Genomic DNA, 20,891 nt, shown 5'->3' on the forward strand with positions numbered 1-20,891 from the left:
GTGACATGACGTTAAAACCGGTTGAGCAAAAGCTGCTGTTGCTACTCGGATGGGTGCAACTGCAATGCGCTCAACCGGCACACGCACGCACTTTTTTTGAAGCAGTGCTGAGTGCCGATCCGCAGCAGCCTGCCGCGCGCAAGGCGTTGGTGGTGGCATTGCTGCAATTGGAACAGGGCGCACAGGCCGAGCAACACTGCGAGCATTTGCTCGCGCAGGGCGAAAACGACCCCGCCTTGTGGGCGTGCCTGAGCCGGGCGCAACAGGTGCAAGGCCAGCTTGAGCGGGCGCGTCGCACTTACGATCATTTCCTTGGCCTGCAGGACACCCATGCCTGAAGTCACGGAGTTTCTGACCCGCCTGGGTGCGCGCAAAGACATCATGCTGGCAGTCATGCTGCTAGCCGTGGTGTTCATGATGGTACTGCCGCTGCCGCCCTTTCTGCTGGACATCCTGATTGCGATCAACATCACCATTTCAGTGGTGCTGATGATGATGTCGGTCTATATCAACTCGCCGCTGCAATTTTCGGTGTTCCCGGCGGTACTGCTGATTACCACCCTGTTTCGCCTGGCGCTGTCGGTCAGCACCACACGCATGATTCTGCTCGAAGCCGACGCGGGCAAAATCGTCGAAACCTTCGGCAACTTTGTGGTCGGCGGCAATCTGGTCGTAGGCTGCATTTTGTTTTTGATCATCACCATCGTGCAGTTTTTGGTGATCACCAAAGGGGCCGAACGGGTCGCGGAGGTCAGTGCGCGGTTCTCGCTGGACGCCATGCCCGGCAAGCAGATGAGCATCGACGGCGACATGCGCGCAGGCGTGATTGACGTCAACGAAGCGCGTGATCGGCGCTCGATGATCGAGAAAGAAAGCCAGATGTTCGGCTCGATGGACGGCGCGATGAAGTTCGTCAAAGGCGACGCCATCGCCGGGCTGATCATCATCTTCGTGAACATTCTGGCGGGCATCACCATCGGCGTGACGCAAAAAGGCATGACCGCCGCCGACGCCTTGCAGCTCTATTCGGTGCTGACGGTGGGCGACGGCATGGTCACGCAAATACCGGCGCTGCTGATCGCGATCACTGCGGGCATCATCGTGACCCGCGACTCTTCGGACAGCTCTACTGATCTGGGCAGCGACATCGGCGACCAAGTGGTGGCTCAACCCAAAGCGCTTATGATTGGCGGCGTATTGCTGGTGCTGTTCGGCCTGATTCCGGGCTTCCCGACCGTGACCTTTTTTGCCCTCGCGCTGTTGGTCGGTGGCGGCGGTTACTGGATGGTACTGCGCCAGCGCGGCGTGGCGGCCGCCGACGAATCGCACGACTTGCCCACCCTGTTGGCGCAGGGCGCAGGCGCGCCGTCCGTCAAACCCCGCAGCAAACCGTCCTCGGGCAAGACCAAGGGCGGGCGCCTGAGCGACAAGGAAGAGTTCGCCATGACCGTGCCGCTGCTGATCGACGTCGATGCGAGCATGCAGCAAAGTCTTGAGGGTTTCTCGCTGAACGAGGAACTGATACGGGTGCGGCGCGCCCTGTACCTGGATTTCGGCGTGCCGTTTCCGGGGATTCACCTGCGTTTCAATGAAGGACTAAAGGAAGGCGAATACCTGATCCAGTTGCAGGAAGTGCCCGTGGCGCGAGGGCGCTTGCGAGCGGCGCAATTGCTGGTGCAAGAACGCAGCAGCCAGCTGGAGTTGCTCGGCGTGCCCTTCGAAGAGGGCGACCCGGTGCTGCCGGGGCAACCCACGTTGTGGGTCAGCGAGGAACACAAGCCGCGACTGGAGCGCTCGGGGTGCAGCGTGTTGAGCATGGATCAGGTACTGACCTGGCACTTGTCGCATGTGCTGCGCGAGTACGCCGAAGACTTTATCGGCATCCAGGAAACCCGCTACCTGCTGGAGCAGATGGAACACAGCTACGCCGAGCTGGTGAAAGAAGCGCTGCGCATTATCCCCCTGCAACGCATGACCGAAATCCTTCAGCGGCTGGTAGGCGAAGACATCTCCATCCGTAACCTGCGGGCCATTCTGGAGGCGATGGTGGAATGGGGCCAGAAGGAAAAGGACGTGGTGCAACTCACCGAATACATCCGCAGCAGCCTCAAACGCTATATCTGCCACAAGTATTCAAGCGGCAATAACATCCTGCCCGCGTACTTGCTCGACCAGCAGGTTGAAGAGCAGATTCGCGGCGGCATCCGCCAGACCAGCGCAGGCAGTTATCTGGCGCTGGACCCCAGCGTGACGCAGGCGTTTTTACAGCAAGTGCGCCACACCGTAGGCGACCTGTCACAGATGCAAAGCAAGCCGGTGCTGATCGTCTCGATGGACATTCGCCGCTACGTGCGCAAGTTGATTGAAAGCGATTACTACGGCCTGCCGGTGCTGTCGTATCAGGAGCTGACGCAGCAAATCAACATCCAGCCACTGGGACGCATTGCCCTGTGAAACGAGACCCGCTAAGCGAGTGGTTTGAGCAGCACGGTTACGAGGTGCGCGCGCATTTTTTGCGTAAAACGGGCATTCAACTGGGCTGGCGATTTGTCGACAGCGGCTGCGAAGTCGCGTGGCGCTGCGAAGGCCAGCGGGTGTGGATTGTGATGTTTCGCAGGCTCGATACACGCCTCGGGCTGGCCAACCCGTTTGCCGCGCTGTACGTGTTGGCCGAAGCGGCGCGCAGCGTGCTGCCAGCACCTGCCTGGTTGTACGGCAATGTCCAAGTGCTGGCCGACAGCCCGTTGGCCGGTGCGCGCCTGGGCCGTTTCTATCAACGCTGGGCCGGTGCCCGCGAGCCACAACCCGGCTGGTTCGAGCTGGACGCCAACCGCGTGTGCTCATTACAAGACATGCGAAAACGACAAAAACTCGACCGTGCCTGACAGGAAGCCCCGTGCGCTATCCCTACTATAGGGCGCATGAACAAAGACCCTTCCACCCATGCAAATACCGTCCAGGCGGCAAAACTGGCCATTGAAAACAATGCACAGCGCAGCCGTTTGCTCTCGGAAATGTGGGAGGGCCTGGGGCTCTCTCCCGAGGTGCGCGACCGGGTGTTTCGCCCAGGTCCGAATCGTTTGATTGAAGCCGCCGAGCAAGAATTGCTCAAGGAAGTCGAGCGCATGCGCGCCGCCCAACGTCCCGCCGCCGAAGAAGGTAGCCGCATGCGGCGCCCTGCCCGGATGCGCGGCCTTATGGTTTAAGGACTCAGCATGAGCATCAGCCACTACACCCACACCACTCAATTTCTCAGCGATGTGACCAGCACTGCGCTGGACCAACTGCGCGGTCACAATGCGTCGGCGCTGACCGAGCTTCAAAGCCTGCTCGCAACGCTCAAGATCCGCGTGTCCCACGAAGGCACCGAGTTGACTTCGGCACAGATGAACAAAGTGTTGGCCTTTTTACTGCCACCCGACGCCAAACTTGCCAAGGGCGGGTATGCGAGCCAGCTGCAAAACGGCCTTGAGGGGGTGAAAAAAAACCTCACCGACTATGCCAACGCCCACCCCCGCACCGCGTGGCCACTGAGCGACTTTTTGGCGCTCAACCATTACGGCCTCACGGCGGATCGACTCGATGATGACGTGATTGATGTGTATGTCGGGGTGTTGGAGAAGCAAGATGCCAAGCGCCTCAAGCTGCGCGATGAGCTAAAAGACCTGACCGGTGAGCTGTCGATTTACAGCGTGGTGCAGGCGCAAATCAATGCCAAGTTATCGTCCAAATCCGATATCGACATCAGCAAGACCGACGCGGGCGGCCTCAACTTGCTCGACAAAGCGCTGTATGGCTACAGCGAAGAGCAACCCTGGCTAAAGAGCCCGGAGTACGCCCTGCTGACCGGGCTGGACACCGGCAAGAACAAGTCGCAGATCAGTATCAAGGACTTTTTGAGCGGCGTGCCCAAGGAAAGCGGCGCAATCAAGGCCGCTGATTTGAAAAACAGTTACGCCTTCGAAAAAGACAACAACCCGGTCGCCAATCTGGCCACCACCGTGGGGGATCGCTCGCGCCCGCTCAATGACAAAGTGAGCGAGAAAACCACCCTGCTCAACGATGTCAGCTCGCGTTACAACGCGGCCATCGAAGCACTCAATCGCTTTGTGCAAAAACACGACAGCCTGCTGCGCGACATTCTCAATGCCATTTAAGGAACGCCCCATGACCCAACCCACTCAAGACGCCTGCGAGCAGGAAATGGAAGCGTTTTTGCGCGACGGCGGCACGCTCGCCATGCTGCGCGATGTGTCTGCCGACAGCCTGGAACAGCTGTATTCACTGGCCTTCAATGATTATCAAGCGGGCAAATGGGAGACCGCGCACAAGGTGTTTCAGGCGCTGTGCATGCTTGACCATTACGACGTGCGCTTCTTCCTGGGGTTGGGCGCTTGCCGCCAGTCCATGGGGCAATTTGAGCAAGCGGTACAGAGCTACAGCTACGGCGCGGTGATTGATGTCAACGAGCCGCGCTTCCCGTTTCACGCTGCTGAGTGTCACCTGCAATTGGGTGATCTCGACGGTGCCGAAAGTGGCTTCTATTCGGCCCGGGCCTTGGCCACAGCGCACCCTGAACACGCGGCGTTAGCCGAGCGTGCAGGCGCTTTATTGGAAGCCGTACTCATCAGAAAGGATCAACAACATGATTCCAACAGCGATTGATCGCGTTGGGCTCAACCCGGCGGCAGTGTCATCTGCCGAACCGGTTGCGCCCAAACGTACAGCGCGCGAGCAGGATGTCACCGTCAGTCGGGTTCAGGCTAACGCGTCATCTGCCGTGGCGTCACAAGGGGTGCAGTTACCCGCCCCGGCGCCCGGTGTTGCCCACAGTTTGAAACCTCAGACCCTGGCCAACATCAACCAATTGGTCAGCTCGGTGATTCAGAGCACCGGCATCACGCAACAGCTGATCACTGAAGTCCCGCGCCTGGCCTTGGCGCGCTTGAGTTCACCGCAAGCGTTCGAGATTGAATTGGCGCGCATTACGGGCGAGCTGGAAAGCGCGCAAAAAGCCAACAAGCTGGAAGACATCAAGCGGGCGCGCGAGCAAAACCTGCAAAAGATGGATGAAAACCAGAAGAAGATTCAAGAGTCGCAAGACGCTGCCAAGGAGGCCCAGAAGTCGGGTCTTGCAGCCAAAGTTTTCGGTTGGATCAGTGCTGTGGCCTCGATCATCGTGGGCGCAATCATGGTCGCCACCGGCGCGGGCGCAGTCGCCGGTGCCTTGATGATCGCCGGCGGCGTGATGGGCATCGTGTCCCAGTCCGTGCAGGCAGCTGCGGCTGCGGGCTTGATCAGTAAAGAGGTGATGGAAAAGCTCGGCCCGGCATTGATGGGCATTGAAATCGCTGTCGCCTTGCTCGCCGCAGTCGCCAGCTTCGGCGGCTCCGCAGCCGCGGGCATTGCCAAGCTCGGGGCGAAGATGGGCACCAAGGTGGCCGACCTGACCGCCAGCCTGGCCAGCAAAGTTGCAGATCTGGGCAGCAAGTTCGGCACCGCGGCCAGTATGTCCATGTCCCATGGCGCCAAGCTGGGCGTGCAAGTGGCCGACGTGACGCTGGACGTTGCCAATGGCGCGTCCCAGGCGGTGAATAACGGTTATCAGGCACATGCCGCACTGCGCCAGGCCGACGTGCTGGAAAACCGTGCCGAGTTGACCGCGTTCCAGACCGTCATGGACACACTCAGGGAAGAACTGAGCCGGATGGTCGAGGCATTTACCCACGTCATGGAACAGATCTTCCAGATGATCAATGCCAAAGGCGACCTGCTGCATAACCTGTCCAGCCGTCCTGCGGCGATTTGAGGAGCCACAACATGATGATTGATATGAGTGTCAGCCCTCGGGCGCTGGGCGAAGTCGGCGCAGCCGCTGCTGTTGAAAAAAGCCCGGCACCGGTCAGCCGTGAAACAGCCCACGGCGCAGCCGCTTTGGCGGCGCCTGCCACCAGCCCGGCCGGTAGCATCGAACTGGTGAAACCGACGCAAAACTTCAACCCCGTCAGCCTAGGCAAAGTCACCAGCGAGCTGGACACCACGGTTGAGCTGATGGTGCTGCTGTTTCGCATCGCACAAAAAGCCCGCGAGTTGGGCGTGCTGCAACGTGACAGCGAAAACACCGCGATTATCGAGGCGCAAAAATCCCAGGTGGCTGAAATGCGCTCGGGCGCCAGCCTGATGATTGCGATGGCGGTCATCTCCGGGATCATGGCGGTGGGTACGGCGGTTATTGGCGCGGTGGGCGCCAGCAAAAATGGCAAAGCCATCAAGCAGGAAGGCCAACTGGAAAAGTCCATTGCCGGACGCAATGAATTAATCGACGCCAAGATGCAATCGTTGGGTAAAACCACTGACGCAGAGCGCAAAACTGTCGCGGCACCGTGGGCGCAAGCGCAAGAATTCGATAGCAGCCTACTTAATAGGACAGGAAAGAAGATAGACACGCGCAATACCACTTTCCAGGCCATCAATAGTGTTAACCAATCACTGGGGCAAATGGCCAATACTTCGGTGCAAGTGCGCCAAGGTGAAGTTCAGGCCAACGCCAAAGAAGATGAAGTGGATGCGTCAATTGCACAAAGCCGCAAACAGATAGTTGATGAACAACTGAGTTATAACTCTAATTCCATGAAAGAGCTGATCCAGACACTTCATGAACTCTCACAAAACTACGTGGCCGCGTGGAGAGCCGCTGCTGCAGTTGTTTGATTCAGCGTCATAAGTAAGAAAAGAGCCACAGAGATGTGGCTTTTTTCTTAAAAGATAAGTCTACCAGTGACAAAATCAGGTTGTGACCTGGTGCTAGCATTCGCCTAGTCCGAGGAGACAAGCATGGATTTAACGATCAGGGTTAATCGGCTGCTGGCCGAATTTGCCAATCGCAGTGGGTTGCCCACCTTGTCGCTCGACGCTGACGGGGTCGCGACGTTGCTGTTTGATGAGCAGTTACACGTGACGCTGGTGCTTTTGGGTGGCCGCCACCGGCTGGTCATGGAAGCCAATGTGGCCGGTCTGGAGGCATTGGGTGAAGGTATTTTTCGCCAGTTGGCGAGCTTCAACCGTCGCTGGTATCGCTTCGATCTGCATTTCGGTTTTGATGAAACCACCGGCCAGGTGCAGCTGTATGCCCAGTTGCCGGCCGCAGAATTGACGCTGGAAAACTTCGAGAAAACGCTGGCCAATTTGCTGGACCATGCCGAGTTCTGGCAGCAGTTATTGCCTGAACAAGCGTGTGTCACACCGCAGGCCGCCAAGCCTGCGGGCATGAGGGTGTGAACCTGTCATGAAGATCGAAAGCGCGGGGGTTTCACCTTTATCCGTGAGTGAAGCCCCGACAGAGGCGGGGACATTCCACGGGCGTACGCTGAATACGGGGGCCAACCCCTCAGCTGCACCCGTCACGCTGGCCGAACTGCTGGACTGGCTGGGCACTGAATTGCCCACCAGCCCCAAGAGCGAACAGCACTTGCAGCGATTGCTGGACGGCGATATCACGCCTTTGTATGAACGCCGGGTTCGGCGGCCATGAGGCGCTCGGCGACCTGCGCACTGGTCGCCAGTGCGCTGCTGGGCTGTGTCAGCCAACCCGCCGCCCCCGAACACACGCTTGACCTCACAGGGACAGTGAGCAGCCGCCTGGTCTTGACCCAGGCGGCCTATGTGCGTGTTCGCGTGTATGAAGTCAGTCAAGGGCAACCTCGCCAGGTCGCGACGTCCGACTATCGGGTGTCAGCCTTACCGCTGGGTGTGCAGTTCAAAGTACCTGCGACGAAGGATCGCCAGTGGCTGATTAAAAGCGAACTGGCGTGGTCACAGGCAGGTTCGGTTCAAGCACGCGGGTGGCAACAGGGGGTACCGGGCCAAGCGGTGCACCTGCAACTGAGCCCTTTAACGTGTTACCCCAATTGCCGTATTAACCGCCCGCAGTAATACCGTGTTGCACGTCTGGTTATAAATAATTAAACGATTTCGGATTGCAGCCGAAACACCGAACAGTTCGACTCATATTGAGCGGTTCATTGAATAAGAGTAATTATTCTAAATTTGAATAATTACTCTTATTCATGACCTGGCTTGCTTTCTAGAATCAGCAATATGCGAATTTACGCATGTGCATGGAGATAGAGTGTGCTCATACGTCTGTCAGTAATGACGCGTCGATACGCCGCACACGTTCAGGATCACTACCTATGCAAGGTGCCAGTTTACGTGGCCAACGAATAACGCAGTGCCGATGGTGTATACCCGCCTTCGAGTTCATGTCCAACACCGAAGAAGGAATTGTTGTACTCATTGAAGGCAGCCTGACGGTTCAAGATGTCAATACAACGCTTAGTTTGGCGCCGGGTGAATTGATCTTTGCCAGACGTGGTAATTACGTGGTAAGTACGGGCGGGCAAGAAACGCGCGTACTTTGGATCCCTTTATCGGTCACGCGTTTGCAAAGTTTTGTACAGCGCTTTGGCGCGTTGCTCAGCGAAGTGGAGCGCTGTGAAGAACCGGGGAGCGGGATGATTGCATTTGCCAGCACACCGTTGCTGGCCGACTGCATAAAAGGGCTCAAAGGCTTGCTGGTGCATGAGCACCCGCCCGCGCTGGCGGTGTTGCGCACGGAAGAGTTGCTTATGTTGCTGGCATTCAGCCCGCAAGGACCCGCGTTGATGGCGGTGTTGCGCCAGCAGGGCAATCGCCATGTGGAGCGCCTGCAAGCGTTTATGGAAACCCATTACCTGCAAGAGTGGCGTTTGAGTGAGTTCGCGCGCGAGTTTGGGATGGGCCTGACCACGTTCAAAGAGTTGTTCGGCTCGGTCTACGGCGTATCACCCAGGGCCTGGATCAGCGAACGGCGGATTTTGTATGCGCATCATCTGCTGCTCAACACCGAAATGAGCATTGTCGACATCGCGATGGAAAGCGGTTTTTCCAGCCAGTCGTATTTCACCCAGAGTTACCGCCGCCGGTTTGCCTGCACACCCAGCCGTTCGCGGCAGGGCAAAGAATAGCCCCGGACTAAAAAAAACGGACGTTTATTGCAAGTCACTCGCGCCCCTCATCAGTAAGATTGCCACGCAACGCAAGCCCCTGATGTGCGTGTCACGAAACAAAACAGTCAAGGCAGAGAATGAGCCAGGAAGACCCAAATCAAAGTCCCCGCCAAGGGATGTTCGCCGGCCGGCGCGTCTCTGTCGTGAGCCAGGAGGCGCGCGCGCGGGGAAATGTTGCCGGTTGTATTTCGGGCAAGGTGTACCGCGACGGCGACATCATCAGCGCCCGGCAACTGATGCTCATGCAGCGCCTGTTACCCCGCGAGCAACTGGAGCAGCTGTTTCAGTCCAATTGGTTGCAACAGCGTCTGGCACGCGGCATGGCGCTGGAGCGCGGTGACGTGCAATTGGTGTTGAGCAAGGCCCGCGAGCAAGGGGCTAACTGGTGTGAATGGTTGGGCGACCGAATCAATCTGGCCAACCCTCAAACCTTGATTGACTGGGTACTGTTGCCGGTCTACAGCTGGTGGGAAAGCCTGTTTGACGAGGCGATCCCGAGCTGGCGAGCCTCGTTGATCGAGTTCGAAACGCAGGCCCGGCAGTTGCGCATCAAGGCGCAGTTCTGGCGCCAGGCCAACGATGCCGATCCGCAATTGGTCGCACATGAACTGGCAGAAGTGGCACGCCGTCAGGTCGACACTGAAATCGCAATGGCCGAGCTGGCGCGCAAACTGGGCGTTATCTCCGAGCAGGCCCGACACGCGTGGCCCAACTGGCATCAAGGCGTGGCGGTACTGTTGGCCGATGGCAAGCTGGATGGTTTTTCACCGGTGCCACTGGCGCTTATCTCCTTGTGGGAGCCGCTGATCAAACTGGACGAAGACGCGAGCGCTGCCGACGCCGTTCAGCACTGGCTGCGCGAACGCAGCCTGTGTCAGGCCCAGGATCACTTTTACTGGCAAGGCTCCTGACCGCCCGCTGCACTGAGGACTCATGGAACGTTTATTGACTGGATTGGCCGCACGTACCGGCCAAGGGCCTTTTGTTGCCGATCGAACGGGGGTGTATCACCTGCGTATCGATGGCCACAGCCTGTTTATTGCGCGCCAGGGTGGCGATCTGATCGTTCACAGCCCTCTGAATTGGCAGGCCCGCGCCGACGCCGCCAACCAGCGTGACGTGCTGCGCTCGCTGTTGGAACACGTCACACGCTGGAGCCGCCGCTACCCGCAGGCACTGGTGCTGGATGACAAAGGCCACTTGCTGCTTGAAGCCCGCCTTGAATTGGCTGCCCTTGAGCTGGATGAACTTGAGCGGGTGGTGGCCGCGCAAGTAGGCATTGTGGAGTCGATCACACCCGATTTGCAGCAGGCTGCACTGGCCCCTCAATGGACCCAAACCTTATGGCGTCCCTGAACTGGCTGCGCGCTGCGGCATGGCTGCTGATGGGCGCGGCGCTCCCGGCCGCCGCGCAAGAGCTGGACTGGGCACCGCTGCCTTACCACTACGTCGCCCAGGGTGAAAACCTGCGCGATGTGTTGATCAACTTTGGCGCCAACTACGACAGCCCGGTCATTGTCAGTGACAAGGTCAACGATCAGGTCAGCGGCCGTTTCGACCTGCCCACGCCGCAAGACTTCCTGCAACAAATGACCTCGCTGTACAACCTGATCTGGTACTACGACGGTGCCGTGCTGTACGTGTTTAAAAGCACCGAGATGCAGTCGCGACTGATCAAGCTCGAACAAGTCACCGAGTCTGACCTGCAAGAGGCTTTGCAGGCCGCAGGTGTATGGGAGCCGAGTTTTGGTTGGCGCTCAGGCGGCGACGGGCGGCTGGTGTATGTCTCTGGCCCGGCGCGTTATCTGGATGTGATCGAACAAACCGCGCAGGCCCTTGAACAGCAATCCACCCTGCGCAGCGAAAAGACGGGTGACTTGTCGGTGGAAATTTTCCCGCTCAAATACGCCTCGGCCGAAGACCGTCAAATCAAATACCGCGAAGACGATATTCAAGCACCGGGTGTCGCCACGATCCTGTCCAAAGTGCTGGGCGATGCCAATGTGGTGTCGGTTGACGGTCAAACCAGCGGCGCGCGCCCGCCTGCCCGCTCCGGGCGCGCGGTGATTCAGGCAGAGCCTTCGCTCAACGCGATTGTGGTGCGTGACAGCGCTGAACGCATGCCGATGTACAAACGCTTGATCGAGGCACTCGACCGGCCTTCGGCACGCATCGAAGTGGCGCTGTCGATTGTGGACATCAACGCCGAAAACCTCGCCGAACTGGGCGTGGACTGGCATGTGGGCATCGGTCTGGGGCCAAAAAAACTGATTGATATTCGCACCAGCGGCTCTGGCGCCCAAGGGCAGCAAGCCCCCGGCGCCAGCCTGGTCGACAGCCGTGGCCTGGACTTTTTGATGGCTCGCGTCACCTTGCTCGAAAGCCAGGGCCGCGCGCAGGTGGGGTCGCGACCGACTCTGCTCACCCAGGAAAACACCTTGGCGGTGATCGATCACAGCGAAACCTATTACGTGAAAGTGACCGGTGAACGGGTCGCGGAACTGAAGTCCATCACCTACGGCACCATGCTGAAAATGACCCCGCGGGTGATTCAGCTTGGCGACAAACCTGAAATCAGCTTGAGCCTGCACATCGAAGACGGCAGCCAAAAACCCAACAGCTCCGGCCCCGAGGGTATCCCGACCATCAACCGCACCGTGGTCGACACCGTGGCCCGCGTCGGGCACGGCCAAAGCCTGTTGATTGGCGGTATCCACCGCGACGAACTGAGCGAAGGTGTGCGCAAAGTGCCGCTGCTCGGTGACATCCCTTATGTGGGTGCGCTGTTTCGCTTCAAGTCCAACTCGGTTCGACGCTCGGTGCGTTTGTTTTTGATCGAACCGCGCCTGATTGACGATGGGCTGGCGCATTACGCCGCGCTGGGCAGCCAGCGGGGTTATCTCGATGACTTGCTTAATGTCGACCAACTGTCCAATCAGAGCCTGGACTTGGCCAGCGCCCTCGGCGCGACCCAATGTCAGGCACTAAGCAGCGCCCGGTTGCTGCAACAAAAACTGCAACAGGCGGCTAAAAGCTCGCACTTGTCGGCCTGCCGCATGGACGGCGAAAGCCGTGGCTGGCGTGTGATTGAAGGCGCCTGTGATGACTCGGTGGCGCACTGCGTTCGCCCGCTGAAGCAGCCCTGACATGAGCTGGAAGATCCGTTTCTACAGCGGCCTGAATCAGGGGGTCGACGTCCCGCTGAGCACCGGTCGGCTGGTGATCGGTTCAGACCCGCTGAACGCCGATCTGGTGCTGGTGGATGACGGTATCGCAGCCCGCCACCTGGTGCTTGAGGTCGACCCTCAAGGCGTACGCCTACTGGAATGGGAGGCCACACACGAACCCACCCAGGACGGCGAGCCCGTGCAGCCCGGCACCGTGCTGCAAGCGTTGGCCGCGCAGCAATGCGGGCCTTTGAGCTGGGCTTACTGCGCTCAAGAGCGCGCCTTTGCCCCGCTGCAACCGATCGCCAGCCGTGCGCAAGAGCGGCGTACCGTGCGCCGCAGCGCGCATTGGGGCGGGCGTTTGATGGCCGTTTTCAGTGTGTTGTTGCTGCTGCTTTTGATTGGTTTGCTGAGCGATCCGTGGTCCAGCGTCAAGAGAGGCATGGCCGATGAAGACCGGCTGATGGCCATACAGCTGTTCCTGGCTGACAAACCCTACCAACACCTACAGATCGACAACACGCAAGCCGATGGCACTGTGGTGTTGAGCGGTTATCTGGACGATAACCGCAGCCGTTTGCTGCTGACCCAATACTTGGAAAAAACCGGCCTGAATTATCGACTGGACGTGCGCAGCATGGAAGAAGTGCGCCAGGGCGTGGATTTCATCCTGCAAAAGTTTGGTTACGTGCGGGTACGCAGCACACCCTCGCCCAATGCCGGCTGGATCATGCTCGAAGGTGAGCTGGCGCAGCAAGACGAGCACTGGCTCAACATCGAGGCGCTGCTGATGGCCGACGTGCCCGGTTTGCTGGGCGTGGACAATCGCGTGCGCCTGGCCGGCTCCCACATCAAGCGACTGGAACAATTGCTCAGTGACGCGCAGTTGACCTCGGCCCTGAGTTACACCGATCAAGGCGAGCGCATCGAACTGCGCGGCCAGCTCGACGAACGTCAATTGGGCGCGTTCACCCACTTGCAGCGCGAATTCAGCCGTGAGTTTGGCACCCGCCCAACCCTGGAGCTGGTCAACCGTTCACGCCGGGGCAACGTCGAAGAACTCGCGTTCGTGGTGCGCGGCGTGTCGTTGGGCAAGGTGCCCTATGTCGTCCTCAACGACAGCCAGAAATACCCGGTCAACGCCTCGACCGCTAACGGCGTACGCGTGCTGTCGATCACAGACGAGGCCATTGTGGTCAGTCGCGGCAAACAGCAATTCATCATCCACCTCAAAGGACAAACACCCTGATGACCGCATTGGAGCAACGCCTGCGCCGCGAAGGCGCGGGTTATCACACGCAGCTGTGCAACCGGCTGGAGCAGGCACAGAACGACTGCAAACGACGCTTGCAGCAGGGCGCCAACCCGACGCAATACCAACAATGGCAACAGGAGGCGCAAGCAATTGATGCTGCCCTCAGCATCCTCAACACCCTTAAAGGAGCTTTGTGATGGCCGCTATTTTCACCAACAGCACCACCAACACCCTCGATCAGGTCGCCGAACAGCTCAAGGCCCAGGCCAATACCGCCAACACCGATGTAACGGCCGCGATTACCGCCCTTAATACCGATAACGGGGACAACCCGGCGGTGCTGGCAGACCTGCAACACAAGCTCAACAAATGGTCGGTGATCTACAACATCAACTCCACGGTGACCCGCTCCATGAGAGATCTCATGCAGAGCATTTTGCAGAAGATCTGAGCATGGAGAGTTCATTGAAAGGGCTTTTGGCCGAAGTGGCGCTGGCTGGCACGGGGCATCATTGTCACGCCTACGCCGAACAAATCGCCGACTGGCTGGAGCAGGTTGAACACCAGGACGAAGCCGCGTGCCTGATTCGTCTCTCCAGCCTGATGAATCGCGGCGACTACCAACAGGCGCTGATTGCAGCACAAGGCAAAGAGTGGCCGTCGCTGTCGCCCTGGCTGGCCTTGTGCGAGTGGCGGCTGGGGATGGGCGCGGCGCTGGACCGGCGTTTGGCACAGTTGGCGCAGAGCGACGACCCGCGACTGGTGCAGTTTGCCGAAGGCATGCGCCACCCGGAGGGGCCATGAACCCTGTGGACCCGCTGGCGTTCAACCGTGAGCGGGTGCCAGGCACGCTGAACCCCACCGCGCCCGCCAGACCGGCCGACGCCCACGCCTTTGAACAGGCGATGCAAACGCCTGTCGAGGCAACCAAACCGGTGAGCGCCGTCACCTTGCAGGTGCTCAAAACCCTGCAAGCCAACGCGGGCAACGATGAACAGGCACGCCTTGCGCTCAAACACCTGATCAAGCAAGACGCGCCTTTTGCCAAGCAGCAGCAAGACGCGCTGCTGCGCGTGCTGGGCGAGATAAAACCCTTGCCGGACACCACCGACGCAAGCCGCGTGATCAACACGGAACTCAGGCACCTGATCCCCCTGGCCGGGATGATCGACCACCTGATGCGCCATACCCACAAACCCGACCTGGAGTCGTAATGGACATCAGCCAGATCAGTCAATCGGTGGTCACCAGCCTTGAAGAACTCAAGCCGAGCGATGCCAGCGCACAGCACGTGGCCGATTTCGATCACGCAATGGGCAACGGTTCCAGCAGTTTGGGCGGTAGCTTCTTGAGCGAAATCGGGCAGATCAAAGAGAACTTCACCCAAGCCAAAAACGAGCTGAAAGTGCAGTTATCGACCCCCGGTGACGACCCCAACAGCCTGATGCAAATGCAGTGGTCGCTGATGCGCATCAGCATGCAGGAAGAACTGATCGCCAAGACCGTCGGCCGCATGAGCCAAAACGTCGAAACCTTGATGAAGACCCAATGATGCGCGGCGTTAAAACGAAGGTGAAATACCTGCACCGTACCCTGCTGCTGGCGGCCTTGTTGGCGCTTGCCGGATGCAAGATCGAGCTGTACGCCGGGGTCAGCCAGAAGGAAGGTAACGAGATGCTCGCCTTGCTGCGATCCGAAGGTATTTCGGCCGATAAACAGCCGGACAAGGAAGGCAAAATCAAGTTGTTGGTGGAAGAGTCGGACATCGCCCAAGCGGTGGACGCCCTTAAGCGCAAAGGTTACCCGCGCGAGAGCTTTTCAACGCTCAAAGATGTGTTCCCCAAGGACGGATTGATCTCGTCCCCCGTTGAAGAGCGGGCACGGCTGAACTACGCCAAGGCTCAGGAAATTTCTCGCACCCTGTCTGAAATCGACGGTGTGCTGGTGGCGCGGGTGCATGTGGTACTGCCTGAAGAACGCGACGGGCTGGGCAAAAAATCCTCCCCCGCATCAGCCTCGGTGTTTATCAAACATGCGGCGGATATCCAGCTCGATGCCTACATCCCGCAGATCAAACAACTGGTCAACAACGGCATTGAGGGTTTGAATTACGACCGCATCAGCGTGGTGCTGGTGCCCTCGGCCGATGTGCGTCAGGTGCCCTTGGCGCCGCACTATGAAACCTTCTTCTCGATTCAGGTCACAGAAGATTCGCGCGGGCGTTTAATCGGTTTGTTTGGCGTGCTCATCACGTTGCTGCTGGTGAGCAATGCCGCGCAGTTTATGTGGCACCGGACCAAGGCATGACCCGCAGTTTGACCCCTTACCAGCTCAGGTTTTGCCCGGCGCGCTACATTGACGACGCGCACCTGCCGCACGCCTTGCTCGCCGTGTGCGACGCCCTGCCCGACTGGCGTCAACGCAGTGCGATCAATGCCTGGCTGCTCGATGAGCTGGCATTGACCATTGACTACCCACTGCCCCCCCAGCTCGGCGGGCTGGCGTTGTTTGGACACGCTGCGTTGCAACACACCCTGCGGTGCCTGGGGGGCTTGCTGCATGGGCATGCATTGCGTCATGCACTGACGGCGCGTGAATCGCAACGCGTGCAGGCCGCGCTGGGCGACGCCGGGCATCGCTACTGCCTGCAACAGGTGGACATGATCATCGGCCTGTGGCCTGCGGGGTGGCAAAGCGCCTTGCCCGACGGCGATTTGAGCGTGTACCTGCAAACCAGCGGCCTGGAGTTTTGGTTGAGCGCCGCCGGTGAAGCGGACGGCGGATTTGCCCGCCGCTTACGCCTGCGCTTGCCGCCCGGCCCACCTTCTCACTCAGCCGCATTACCGGCTGAAAACCCCGCATTGGCACGGGCGCTATGCCTCAAAGTTGCCCGACAGGTGAGTCCCGAATGTTGCCATTTATTGAAATAAAAAGTGATCAGGTACTCCTCGCCCCCGATCAAGTGGTGCTGCGCAGCGCGGACTATCAGGGCTACCTGACAGCCAACCAACTGGTGGAGCTGGCACGCGAGCGCGCGCAAGCCATCGAGCAAGGCGCGCATGATGTCTACGAACAGCAGAAGGCACTCGGCTGGCAGGCGGGCGTCGAAGAAGCGCGCATCCAGCAAGCCACGTTGATCCAGGAAACCCTGGTGCAATGCAACCAGTATTACCGCCAGGTTGAGCAGCAGATGAGCGAGGTGGTGCTGCAAGCGGTGCGTAAAATCCTCAAGCAATACGACAACACTGAACTGGCGCTGAGCGTGACCCGCGAAGCGTTATCGCTGGTGAGCAATCAAAAGCACGTAATCCTGCACGTTCAGCCTGAGCAAGTCGTGGCAATGCGCGAGCAAGTGTCGCAAGTGCTCAAGGACTTCCCCGAAGTGGGGTACGTCGAAGTGGTGGCCGATGCACGCCTGGATCAGGGCGGATGCATTCTGGAAACTGAAATCGGCATCATCGATGCCAGTGTCGACGGGCAATTGGCAGCACTGGGCCTGGCCCTGAAAAAACCCCTTTGAGCGCATAAATACTTCGGCCCGGGCGCGTAGCGTTCGTAAAACCCTTCAAAACGGTGCCTCACAGACACTGCTGTCATTGGGTTTACGTTTGCTGCGCAATCGGACGTCGCCGTCGGCAACTGCTACGCCAACCCTGGGCAATTCGCAAAGTGACAAAAATGCGCCTGATACTAAAAAAGCCGTTGAAACGATTCCCTTAAGCTTTGCGCCATCAAGGACCTCAGGTTCTCCAAGGAGCGCATATGAAAATTCAGTCCACCCCGCCCGCCGGTCTCAATCCGGCTATCGCCGATACCCCGCCGCCTGCCGCGCAAACCCCGAAAGCCAAGTTATCCACAGACCCGATCGGCCAAAGCCTGAGCAGCGCGCTGAAAAGCGCCTCGGCGATTGTGATCAAAGATCAACTGCCCGACGTGGGCCGTATCAAGCTGGTGACGCCACAGCCGCAAGGGGCCGCACACACCGTGGCCGAGCAGGCGGGCCAGCGCCAGCTGACCTTGCGCCGTTTCGACAACGGCGTGGCGCAACTGGAACTCAGCCGCCCGCCTTTGACCAGCCTGGTGTTGAGCGGTGGTGGTGCCAAAGGTGCCGCTTACCCTGGGGCGATCAAGGCTCTGGAAGACAACGGCGCACTGGACGGTATCCGCAGCATGTCGGGGTCTTCCGCTGGCGGCATCACCGCTGCACTACTGGCATCGGGCATGGGCGCGTCCGAATTCAAAACCCTGTCCGATGGCATGGACCTGATCGGCTTGCTCGACAGCACCCACAAAAAACACAAGTTGTTCCAGCGCATTTGCACCGAGATCGGCAATCTGGCGCAAAAGTATTTACCCAAAGTCGGCAGCTTCACGCAGTTGATTCTCAACGTGTTGCCGCGGGTTCAGTCCGAAGCCATACCGCTGGAAAAAGTGCTGCGCGACGAATCGTCCAAAGCCGTGCTGGGGCAGATCAACGCTCACCCGCAGTTGGCCAATCAACCCGCGATTGCCGCCATCGCCAGCAAGCTGGAACAAGGCGGGGTTGTCACGTTCGGGGATCTGGCGCTGCTGAGCAGGCACATCCCGCAGATCAAGGAGCTGAATATCACCGGCACCGCGATGTTCGAAGGTCGCCCGCAGATGGTGATGTTTAACGCCAGCCTCACGCCGGACATGAGCATTGCCCGGGCGGCGCATATTTCGGGTTCGTTCCCGGTCGTGTTCAAACCGGTGGATGAGCAGGCACAGCCGTTTCAGGCCGAAGGCGAGCACACTCAATTCAAGGACGGCGGTGTGATGCTCAACGTGCCCGTGCCGCAGATGGTCGACATGTCGTTCAACACCAGCCCGCTGCGTCAGTCGGACAATCTGATCCTCAAGTTCGAGGAGGAAGAAGGCGTGGCGCCTGACCGTGGCGGCCGTATCGGCGGCGCCTTCACTGACTGGTTAGTGGGCGCGCCTGTGGCCGCGCGGGTGATCCTGCAAAACGAAGCGCTGAGCGGGCATGACGACCAAACCGTGACCGTGCCGCTGAAAACCGAGAAGGGCGATTTCAGTACCACGTTTGGCGGCACGCTGAATTTCAGCATGCCGGACGACATCAAGAACCATCTGCAAGAACGCCTCGATCAGGCCGTCAGCGGCCACCTTGAAAACCGCAGCCAGTCTCGTGAGCAATACACCTTTGCCTCGATGGAAGAGGCGCTGATGGCACTGGATGACGAGATGCTCACCAGCTTGAGTGCACAAGACCCGGCCAGCGCCGGTGAAGTGTTGCAGTTCCGCCAGCAGGCACGCGATGTGTTCAGCCAATTGACCGTGGCGATTGTGGCGCAAAACGAGACCCCGGCCGGTCTGAAGCTCAACGACGTCATGCGCGGCGCGTTCACCCAACTGGACGCATTGGCCTCCACGCCCGAACGCAAGGAGTGGCTGGCCAAGGAACTCAATCACGCCGATAACGCCGATCACCAGCAATTGCTCAGTGCTGTGCGTGGTCAGGCCATTGAGTCGCCGGTGCTCAAAGCTGCGGTCGCTGAGATGCAACTGCGTACCGTCGCCGTGGTGGCCGACAACATCCGCAAGGAAGTCATCTTCCCGTCGCTGTACCGTGCCGGTCAGCCTGACGCCAACGTCGCCCTGTTGCGTCGCGCCGAACACAGTCTGGCCCATGCCACGACGCCTGCGCAGGTGAACCAGGCGCTTGACGACATTATTGAGAACTATGGCGCGCGCAATAAACCGTGGAGCAAGCCCATCAGTTCCACCACGATTGACATGGCCAAGGCCTGGCGGATGGCGGGGTAAGCACACATGAGCCTACAGAAATGGTTGGACCAATGGGGCATCTGCCTGCCCGCTCACGACGCCGAGACCTGCCGCCTGCAAGTGGCCGATGACCCGGAGTTGGTGCTGGAAAAGATCCAGGGCGGCTGGTTGATGGCGATGCGTCTGGGCAGCGTTCCCAGCCCGATGCTTTTAGGGGTGCAGTTACAACTGCTGCAAGCCAATGGCCCGTTTTCTGCCTTGGCACCGGTGCATCTGGCGGCCGACAGCGCAGGGGACCTGGTGCTGTGGGTGGAGGTGCAGGAAGGGGCGGTGGACGTGCCAACCTTGAACCAGTGGTACGCCAAGCTGTGTCAGGGCCACGCGCACTTCAGCCCGCTGCTTGAAGCCGTGGTGGATCGACCACAGCCGGTGTCAGGCGCACGTTTGTTCGTTTGACCGCACAAACAGTACCCGCGCAGACGGCTGTTTGACGTATAAACAGCCGTCATCCCCTAAAAAAAGGAAGTTCCAATGACGGTTGCCTTCTGGTGTGTGCTGATTGCCTTGTGTCTGCCGTACGTGTGTACCGCGGTTGCCAAGTTCAGTGGCGGTCGATTCGGGCCTCGGCAAAACCATGATCCGCGGGCGTTTCTGGCCACCCTCGACGGTTTTGCCAAACGCGCCCACAGCGCGCAACTCAACAGCTTCGAAGTGACACCGGCGTTTGCCGCAGCGGTGATCATTGCCGACATCGTTGGCAACGCCCAGCCCGTCACCATTGATGTGCTGGCAGTGCTGTTTATCACCAGCCGCCTGCTTTACATCATTTGCTACCTGGCCGACTGGGCTCTGTTGCGTTCACTGGTGTGGTTCATCGGCATGGGGCTGATTGTCAGCTTCTTTTTCGTGTCGATGTAAGCACCCGCGCTTAGAAATCGCCCCACAGCTGTTGCGCCACGGCCAGCGCAACGACGGGGGCGGTTTCTGTGCGCAGCACCCGAGGCCCGAGACGTGCCGGTTGATAACCGGCGGCTTGGGCCTGTTCGATTTCGGGGTCGGTCAAACCGCCCTCAGGGCCGATCAGGAACGCCAGGCGTGAAGGTTTGGCGTGACTGACCAATGGCTCGGCCACCGGATGCAGCACCAGCTTGAGATCCGCCTCGGTGGTTTTGATCCAGTCGTTGAGCACTACCGGCGGATGAATCACCGGCACTCGCGAACGGCCACATTGCTCGCAAGCGCTGATCGCCACTTGTCGCCAATGCGCCAGGCGCTTGTCGGCACGTTCGTCCTTGAGCCGCACTTCGCAACGTTCGCTCATGATCGGCGTGATTTCATTGACCCCAAGCTCGGTGGCCTTCTGAATCGCCCAGTCCATACGTTCACCCCGGGACAAACCCTGGCCGAGGTGGATGAACAGCGGGGATTCGATCTGCCCGGCAAAGGTTTCGTCCAACAGCACGCGCACGCGCTTTTTGCCGACCTCCAGCAAACGCCCCAAAAATTCGTGGCCCGAGCCATCGAACACTTGCAAGGCGTCACCTTCAGCCATGCGCAGTACGCGGCCAATGTAATGCGCCTGTGCTTCAGGCAACTCATGCTCACCGAGGCTCAAGGGCGCATCAATGAAGAAACGGGACAATCTCATGTCAA

At 59.3% G+C, this 20,891-nt stretch carries 28 protein-coding genes; 27 read left to right on the top strand and 1 reads right to left on the bottom strand.

The genetic code is table 11. The annotated features are described in order from the left end of the window. The first annotated feature begins 5 nt into the window (after positions 1–5). The 27 genes from sctY to GYN01_RS08475 all read left to right on the top strand — a co-directional run bounded on the left by sctY (position 6) and on the right by GYN01_RS08475 (position 20,156). Complete coding sequence (gene sctY, locus GYN01_RS08345) at positions 6–338, top strand: type III secretion apparatus assembly chaperone SctY (RefSeq protein WP_203306873.1); 333 nt, start codon at positions 6–8, stop codon at positions 336–338. After that, positions 331–2,454, top strand: coding sequence for a type III secretion system export apparatus subunit SctV (gene sctV, locus GYN01_RS08350; protein ID WP_203306874.1), 2,124 nt, complete (start codon positions 331–333; stop codon positions 2,452–2,454). The genes sctY and sctV overlap by 8 nt, the downstream gene beginning before the upstream one ends. Then, entirely contained in the window at positions 2,451–2,885 is a 435-nt protein-coding gene (locus GYN01_RS08355; protein ID WP_048402224.1) for an LcrR family type III secretion system chaperone, read from the top strand. Before sctV ends, GYN01_RS08355 begins: the two co-directional genes overlap by 4 nt. A gap of 36 nt (positions 2,886–2,921) precedes the next feature. Next, positions 2,922–3,206 carry an LcrG family type III secretion system chaperone gene (locus GYN01_RS08360; RefSeq protein WP_053076006.1) on the top strand — a complete coding sequence of 95 codons (285 nt, stop codon included), beginning with the start codon at positions 2,922–2,924 and terminating at the stop codon, positions 3,204–3,206. A 9-nt stretch (positions 3,207–3,215) separates the two neighbouring features. Next, positions 3,216–4,157 carry a virulence-associated V antigen gene (locus GYN01_RS08365; protein ID WP_203306875.1) on the top strand — a complete coding sequence of 314 codons (942 nt, stop codon included), beginning with the start codon at positions 3,216–3,218 and terminating at the stop codon, positions 4,155–4,157. 10 nt (positions 4,158–4,167) lie between these two features. After that, positions 4,168–4,665 carry a SycD/LcrH family type III secretion system chaperone gene (locus tag GYN01_RS08370; protein WP_048364095.1) on the top strand — a complete coding sequence of 166 codons (498 nt, stop codon included), beginning with the start codon at positions 4,168–4,170 and terminating at the stop codon, positions 4,663–4,665. Then, a complete protein-coding gene (gene sctE / locus GYN01_RS08375; RefSeq protein WP_048364094.1) occupies positions 4,646–5,809 on the top strand; it encodes a type III secretion system translocon subunit SseC family protein in 1,164 nt (387 codons plus the stop codon). Before GYN01_RS08370 ends, sctE begins: the two co-directional genes overlap by 20 nt. A gap of 11 nt (positions 5,810–5,820) precedes the next feature. Beyond that, complete coding sequence (locus tag GYN01_RS08380; RefSeq protein ID WP_203306876.1) at positions 5,821–6,711, top strand: YopD family type III secretion system translocon subunit; 891 nt, start codon at positions 5,821–5,823, stop codon at positions 6,709–6,711. A gap of 123 nt (positions 6,712–6,834) precedes the next feature. Next, entirely contained in the window at positions 6,835–7,278 is a 444-nt protein-coding gene (locus GYN01_RS08385; RefSeq protein WP_059765481.1) for a type III secretion system chaperone, read from the top strand. A gap of 7 nt (positions 7,279–7,285) precedes the next feature. After that, positions 7,286–7,531, top strand: a complete 246-nt coding sequence (locus GYN01_RS08390) for a T3SS regulon translocated regulator ExsE family protein (protein ID WP_203306877.1) — start codon at positions 7,286–7,288, stop codon at positions 7,529–7,531. Beyond that, on the top strand, positions 7,528–7,932 hold the full coding sequence (locus GYN01_RS08395; RefSeq protein ID WP_203306878.1) for a YscW family type III secretion system pilotin: 405 nt from the start codon (positions 7,528–7,530) through the stop codon (positions 7,930–7,932). Before GYN01_RS08390 ends, GYN01_RS08395 begins: the two co-directional genes overlap by 4 nt. Before the next feature lie 260 nt (positions 7,933–8,192). Beyond that, the gene (locus tag GYN01_RS08400) at positions 8,193–9,005 is read left to right on the top strand and encodes a helix-turn-helix transcriptional regulator (protein WP_203306879.1); all 813 of its coding nucleotides are present in this window, start codon (positions 8,193–8,195) and stop codon (positions 9,003–9,005) included. Between the two features lie 185 nt (positions 9,006–9,190). Then, positions 9,191–9,958: a T3SS regulon anti-activator ExsD domain-containing protein gene (locus GYN01_RS08405; protein ID WP_338053149.1), complete on the top strand. Its 768-nt coding sequence runs from the start codon at positions 9,191–9,193 to the stop codon at positions 9,956–9,958. Positions 9,959–9,980: 22 nt separating this feature from the next. Then, positions 9,981–10,403 carry a YscB family type III secretion system chaperone gene (locus tag GYN01_RS08410; protein WP_048364088.1) on the top strand — a complete coding sequence of 141 codons (423 nt, stop codon included), beginning with the start codon at positions 9,981–9,983 and terminating at the stop codon, positions 10,401–10,403. Further along, positions 10,391–12,193, top strand: a complete 1,803-nt coding sequence (sctC, locus tag GYN01_RS08415; RefSeq protein ID WP_048364087.1) for a type III secretion system outer membrane ring subunit SctC — start codon at positions 10,391–10,393, stop codon at positions 12,191–12,193. The genes GYN01_RS08410 and sctC overlap by 13 nt, the downstream gene beginning before the upstream one ends. Before the next feature lies 1 nt (position 12,194). Continuing rightward, entirely contained in the window at positions 12,195–13,463 is a 1,269-nt protein-coding gene (sctD, locus tag GYN01_RS08420) for a type III secretion system inner membrane ring subunit SctD (RefSeq protein ID WP_203306881.1), read from the top strand. Then, the gene (locus tag GYN01_RS08425) at positions 13,463–13,666 is read left to right on the top strand and encodes an EscE/YscE/SsaE family type III secretion system needle protein co-chaperone (protein WP_053076004.1); all 204 of its coding nucleotides are present in this window, start codon (positions 13,463–13,465) and stop codon (positions 13,664–13,666) included. The genes sctD and GYN01_RS08425 overlap by 1 nt, the downstream gene beginning before the upstream one ends. After that, complete coding sequence (gene sctF, locus GYN01_RS08430; RefSeq protein WP_048364084.1) at positions 13,666–13,920, top strand: type III secretion system needle filament subunit SctF; 255 nt, start codon at positions 13,666–13,668, stop codon at positions 13,918–13,920. The genes GYN01_RS08425 and sctF overlap by 1 nt, the downstream gene beginning before the upstream one ends. Before the next feature lie 2 nt (positions 13,921–13,922). After that, positions 13,923–14,273 carry a YscG family type III secretion system chaperone gene (locus GYN01_RS08435; RefSeq protein ID WP_048402234.1) on the top strand — a complete coding sequence of 117 codons (351 nt, stop codon included), beginning with the start codon at positions 13,923–13,925 and terminating at the stop codon, positions 14,271–14,273. Continuing rightward, positions 14,270–14,683: a YopR/YscH family type III secretion effector gene (locus GYN01_RS08440; protein ID WP_203306882.1), complete on the top strand. Its 414-nt coding sequence runs from the start codon at positions 14,270–14,272 to the stop codon at positions 14,681–14,683. The genes GYN01_RS08435 and GYN01_RS08440 overlap by 4 nt, the downstream gene beginning before the upstream one ends. Further along, positions 14,683–15,021 (top strand): type III secretion system inner rod subunit SctI, encoded by a 339-nt coding sequence (gene sctI, locus GYN01_RS08445; protein ID WP_048364082.1) that lies wholly within the window; start codon positions 14,683–14,685, stop codon positions 15,019–15,021. Before GYN01_RS08440 ends, sctI begins: the two co-directional genes overlap by 1 nt. Beyond that, positions 15,021–15,776, top strand: coding sequence for a type III secretion system inner membrane ring lipoprotein SctJ (gene sctJ / locus GYN01_RS08450; protein WP_087148778.1), 756 nt, complete (start codon positions 15,021–15,023; stop codon positions 15,774–15,776). Before sctI ends, sctJ begins: the two co-directional genes overlap by 1 nt. Then, positions 15,773–16,399 carry a SctK family type III secretion system sorting platform protein gene (locus GYN01_RS08455; protein ID WP_048402235.1) on the top strand — a complete coding sequence of 209 codons (627 nt, stop codon included), beginning with the start codon at positions 15,773–15,775 and terminating at the stop codon, positions 16,397–16,399. Before sctJ ends, GYN01_RS08455 begins: the two co-directional genes overlap by 4 nt. Continuing rightward, entirely contained in the window at positions 16,378–16,989 is a 612-nt protein-coding gene (locus GYN01_RS08460) for an HrpE/YscL family type III secretion apparatus protein (RefSeq protein ID WP_048402236.1), read from the top strand. Before GYN01_RS08455 ends, GYN01_RS08460 begins: the two co-directional genes overlap by 22 nt. A gap of 242 nt (positions 16,990–17,231) precedes the next feature. Continuing rightward, positions 17,232–19,277, top strand: coding sequence for a patatin-like phospholipase family protein (locus tag GYN01_RS08465; RefSeq protein ID WP_203306883.1), 2,046 nt, complete (start codon positions 17,232–17,234; stop codon positions 19,275–19,277). Positions 19,278–19,283: 6 nt separating this feature from the next. Then, the gene (locus tag GYN01_RS08470) at positions 19,284–19,694 is read left to right on the top strand and encodes a CesT family type III secretion system chaperone (protein ID WP_048364079.1); all 411 of its coding nucleotides are present in this window, start codon (positions 19,284–19,286) and stop codon (positions 19,692–19,694) included. A 75-nt stretch (positions 19,695–19,769) separates the two neighbouring features. Further along, positions 19,770–20,156 (top strand): MAPEG family protein, encoded by a 387-nt coding sequence (locus tag GYN01_RS08475; RefSeq protein WP_048364078.1) that lies wholly within the window; start codon positions 19,770–19,772, stop codon positions 20,154–20,156. Positions 20,157–20,166: 10 nt separating this feature from the next. Here GYN01_RS08475 and GYN01_RS08480 read toward each other — a convergent pair whose 3' ends face one another. Then, entirely contained in the window at positions 20,167–20,886 is a 720-nt protein-coding gene (locus GYN01_RS08480) for a 16S rRNA (uracil(1498)-N(3))-methyltransferase (RefSeq protein ID WP_048402237.1), read from the bottom strand. Between the last annotated feature and the right edge of the window lie 5 nt (positions 20,887–20,891).

This window comes from Pseudomonas weihenstephanensis, assembly GCF_016812185.1.
In the GTDB taxonomy this organism is placed as follows: domain Bacteria; phylum Pseudomonadota; class Gammaproteobacteria; order Pseudomonadales; family Pseudomonadaceae; genus Aquipseudomonas; species Aquipseudomonas weihenstephanensis.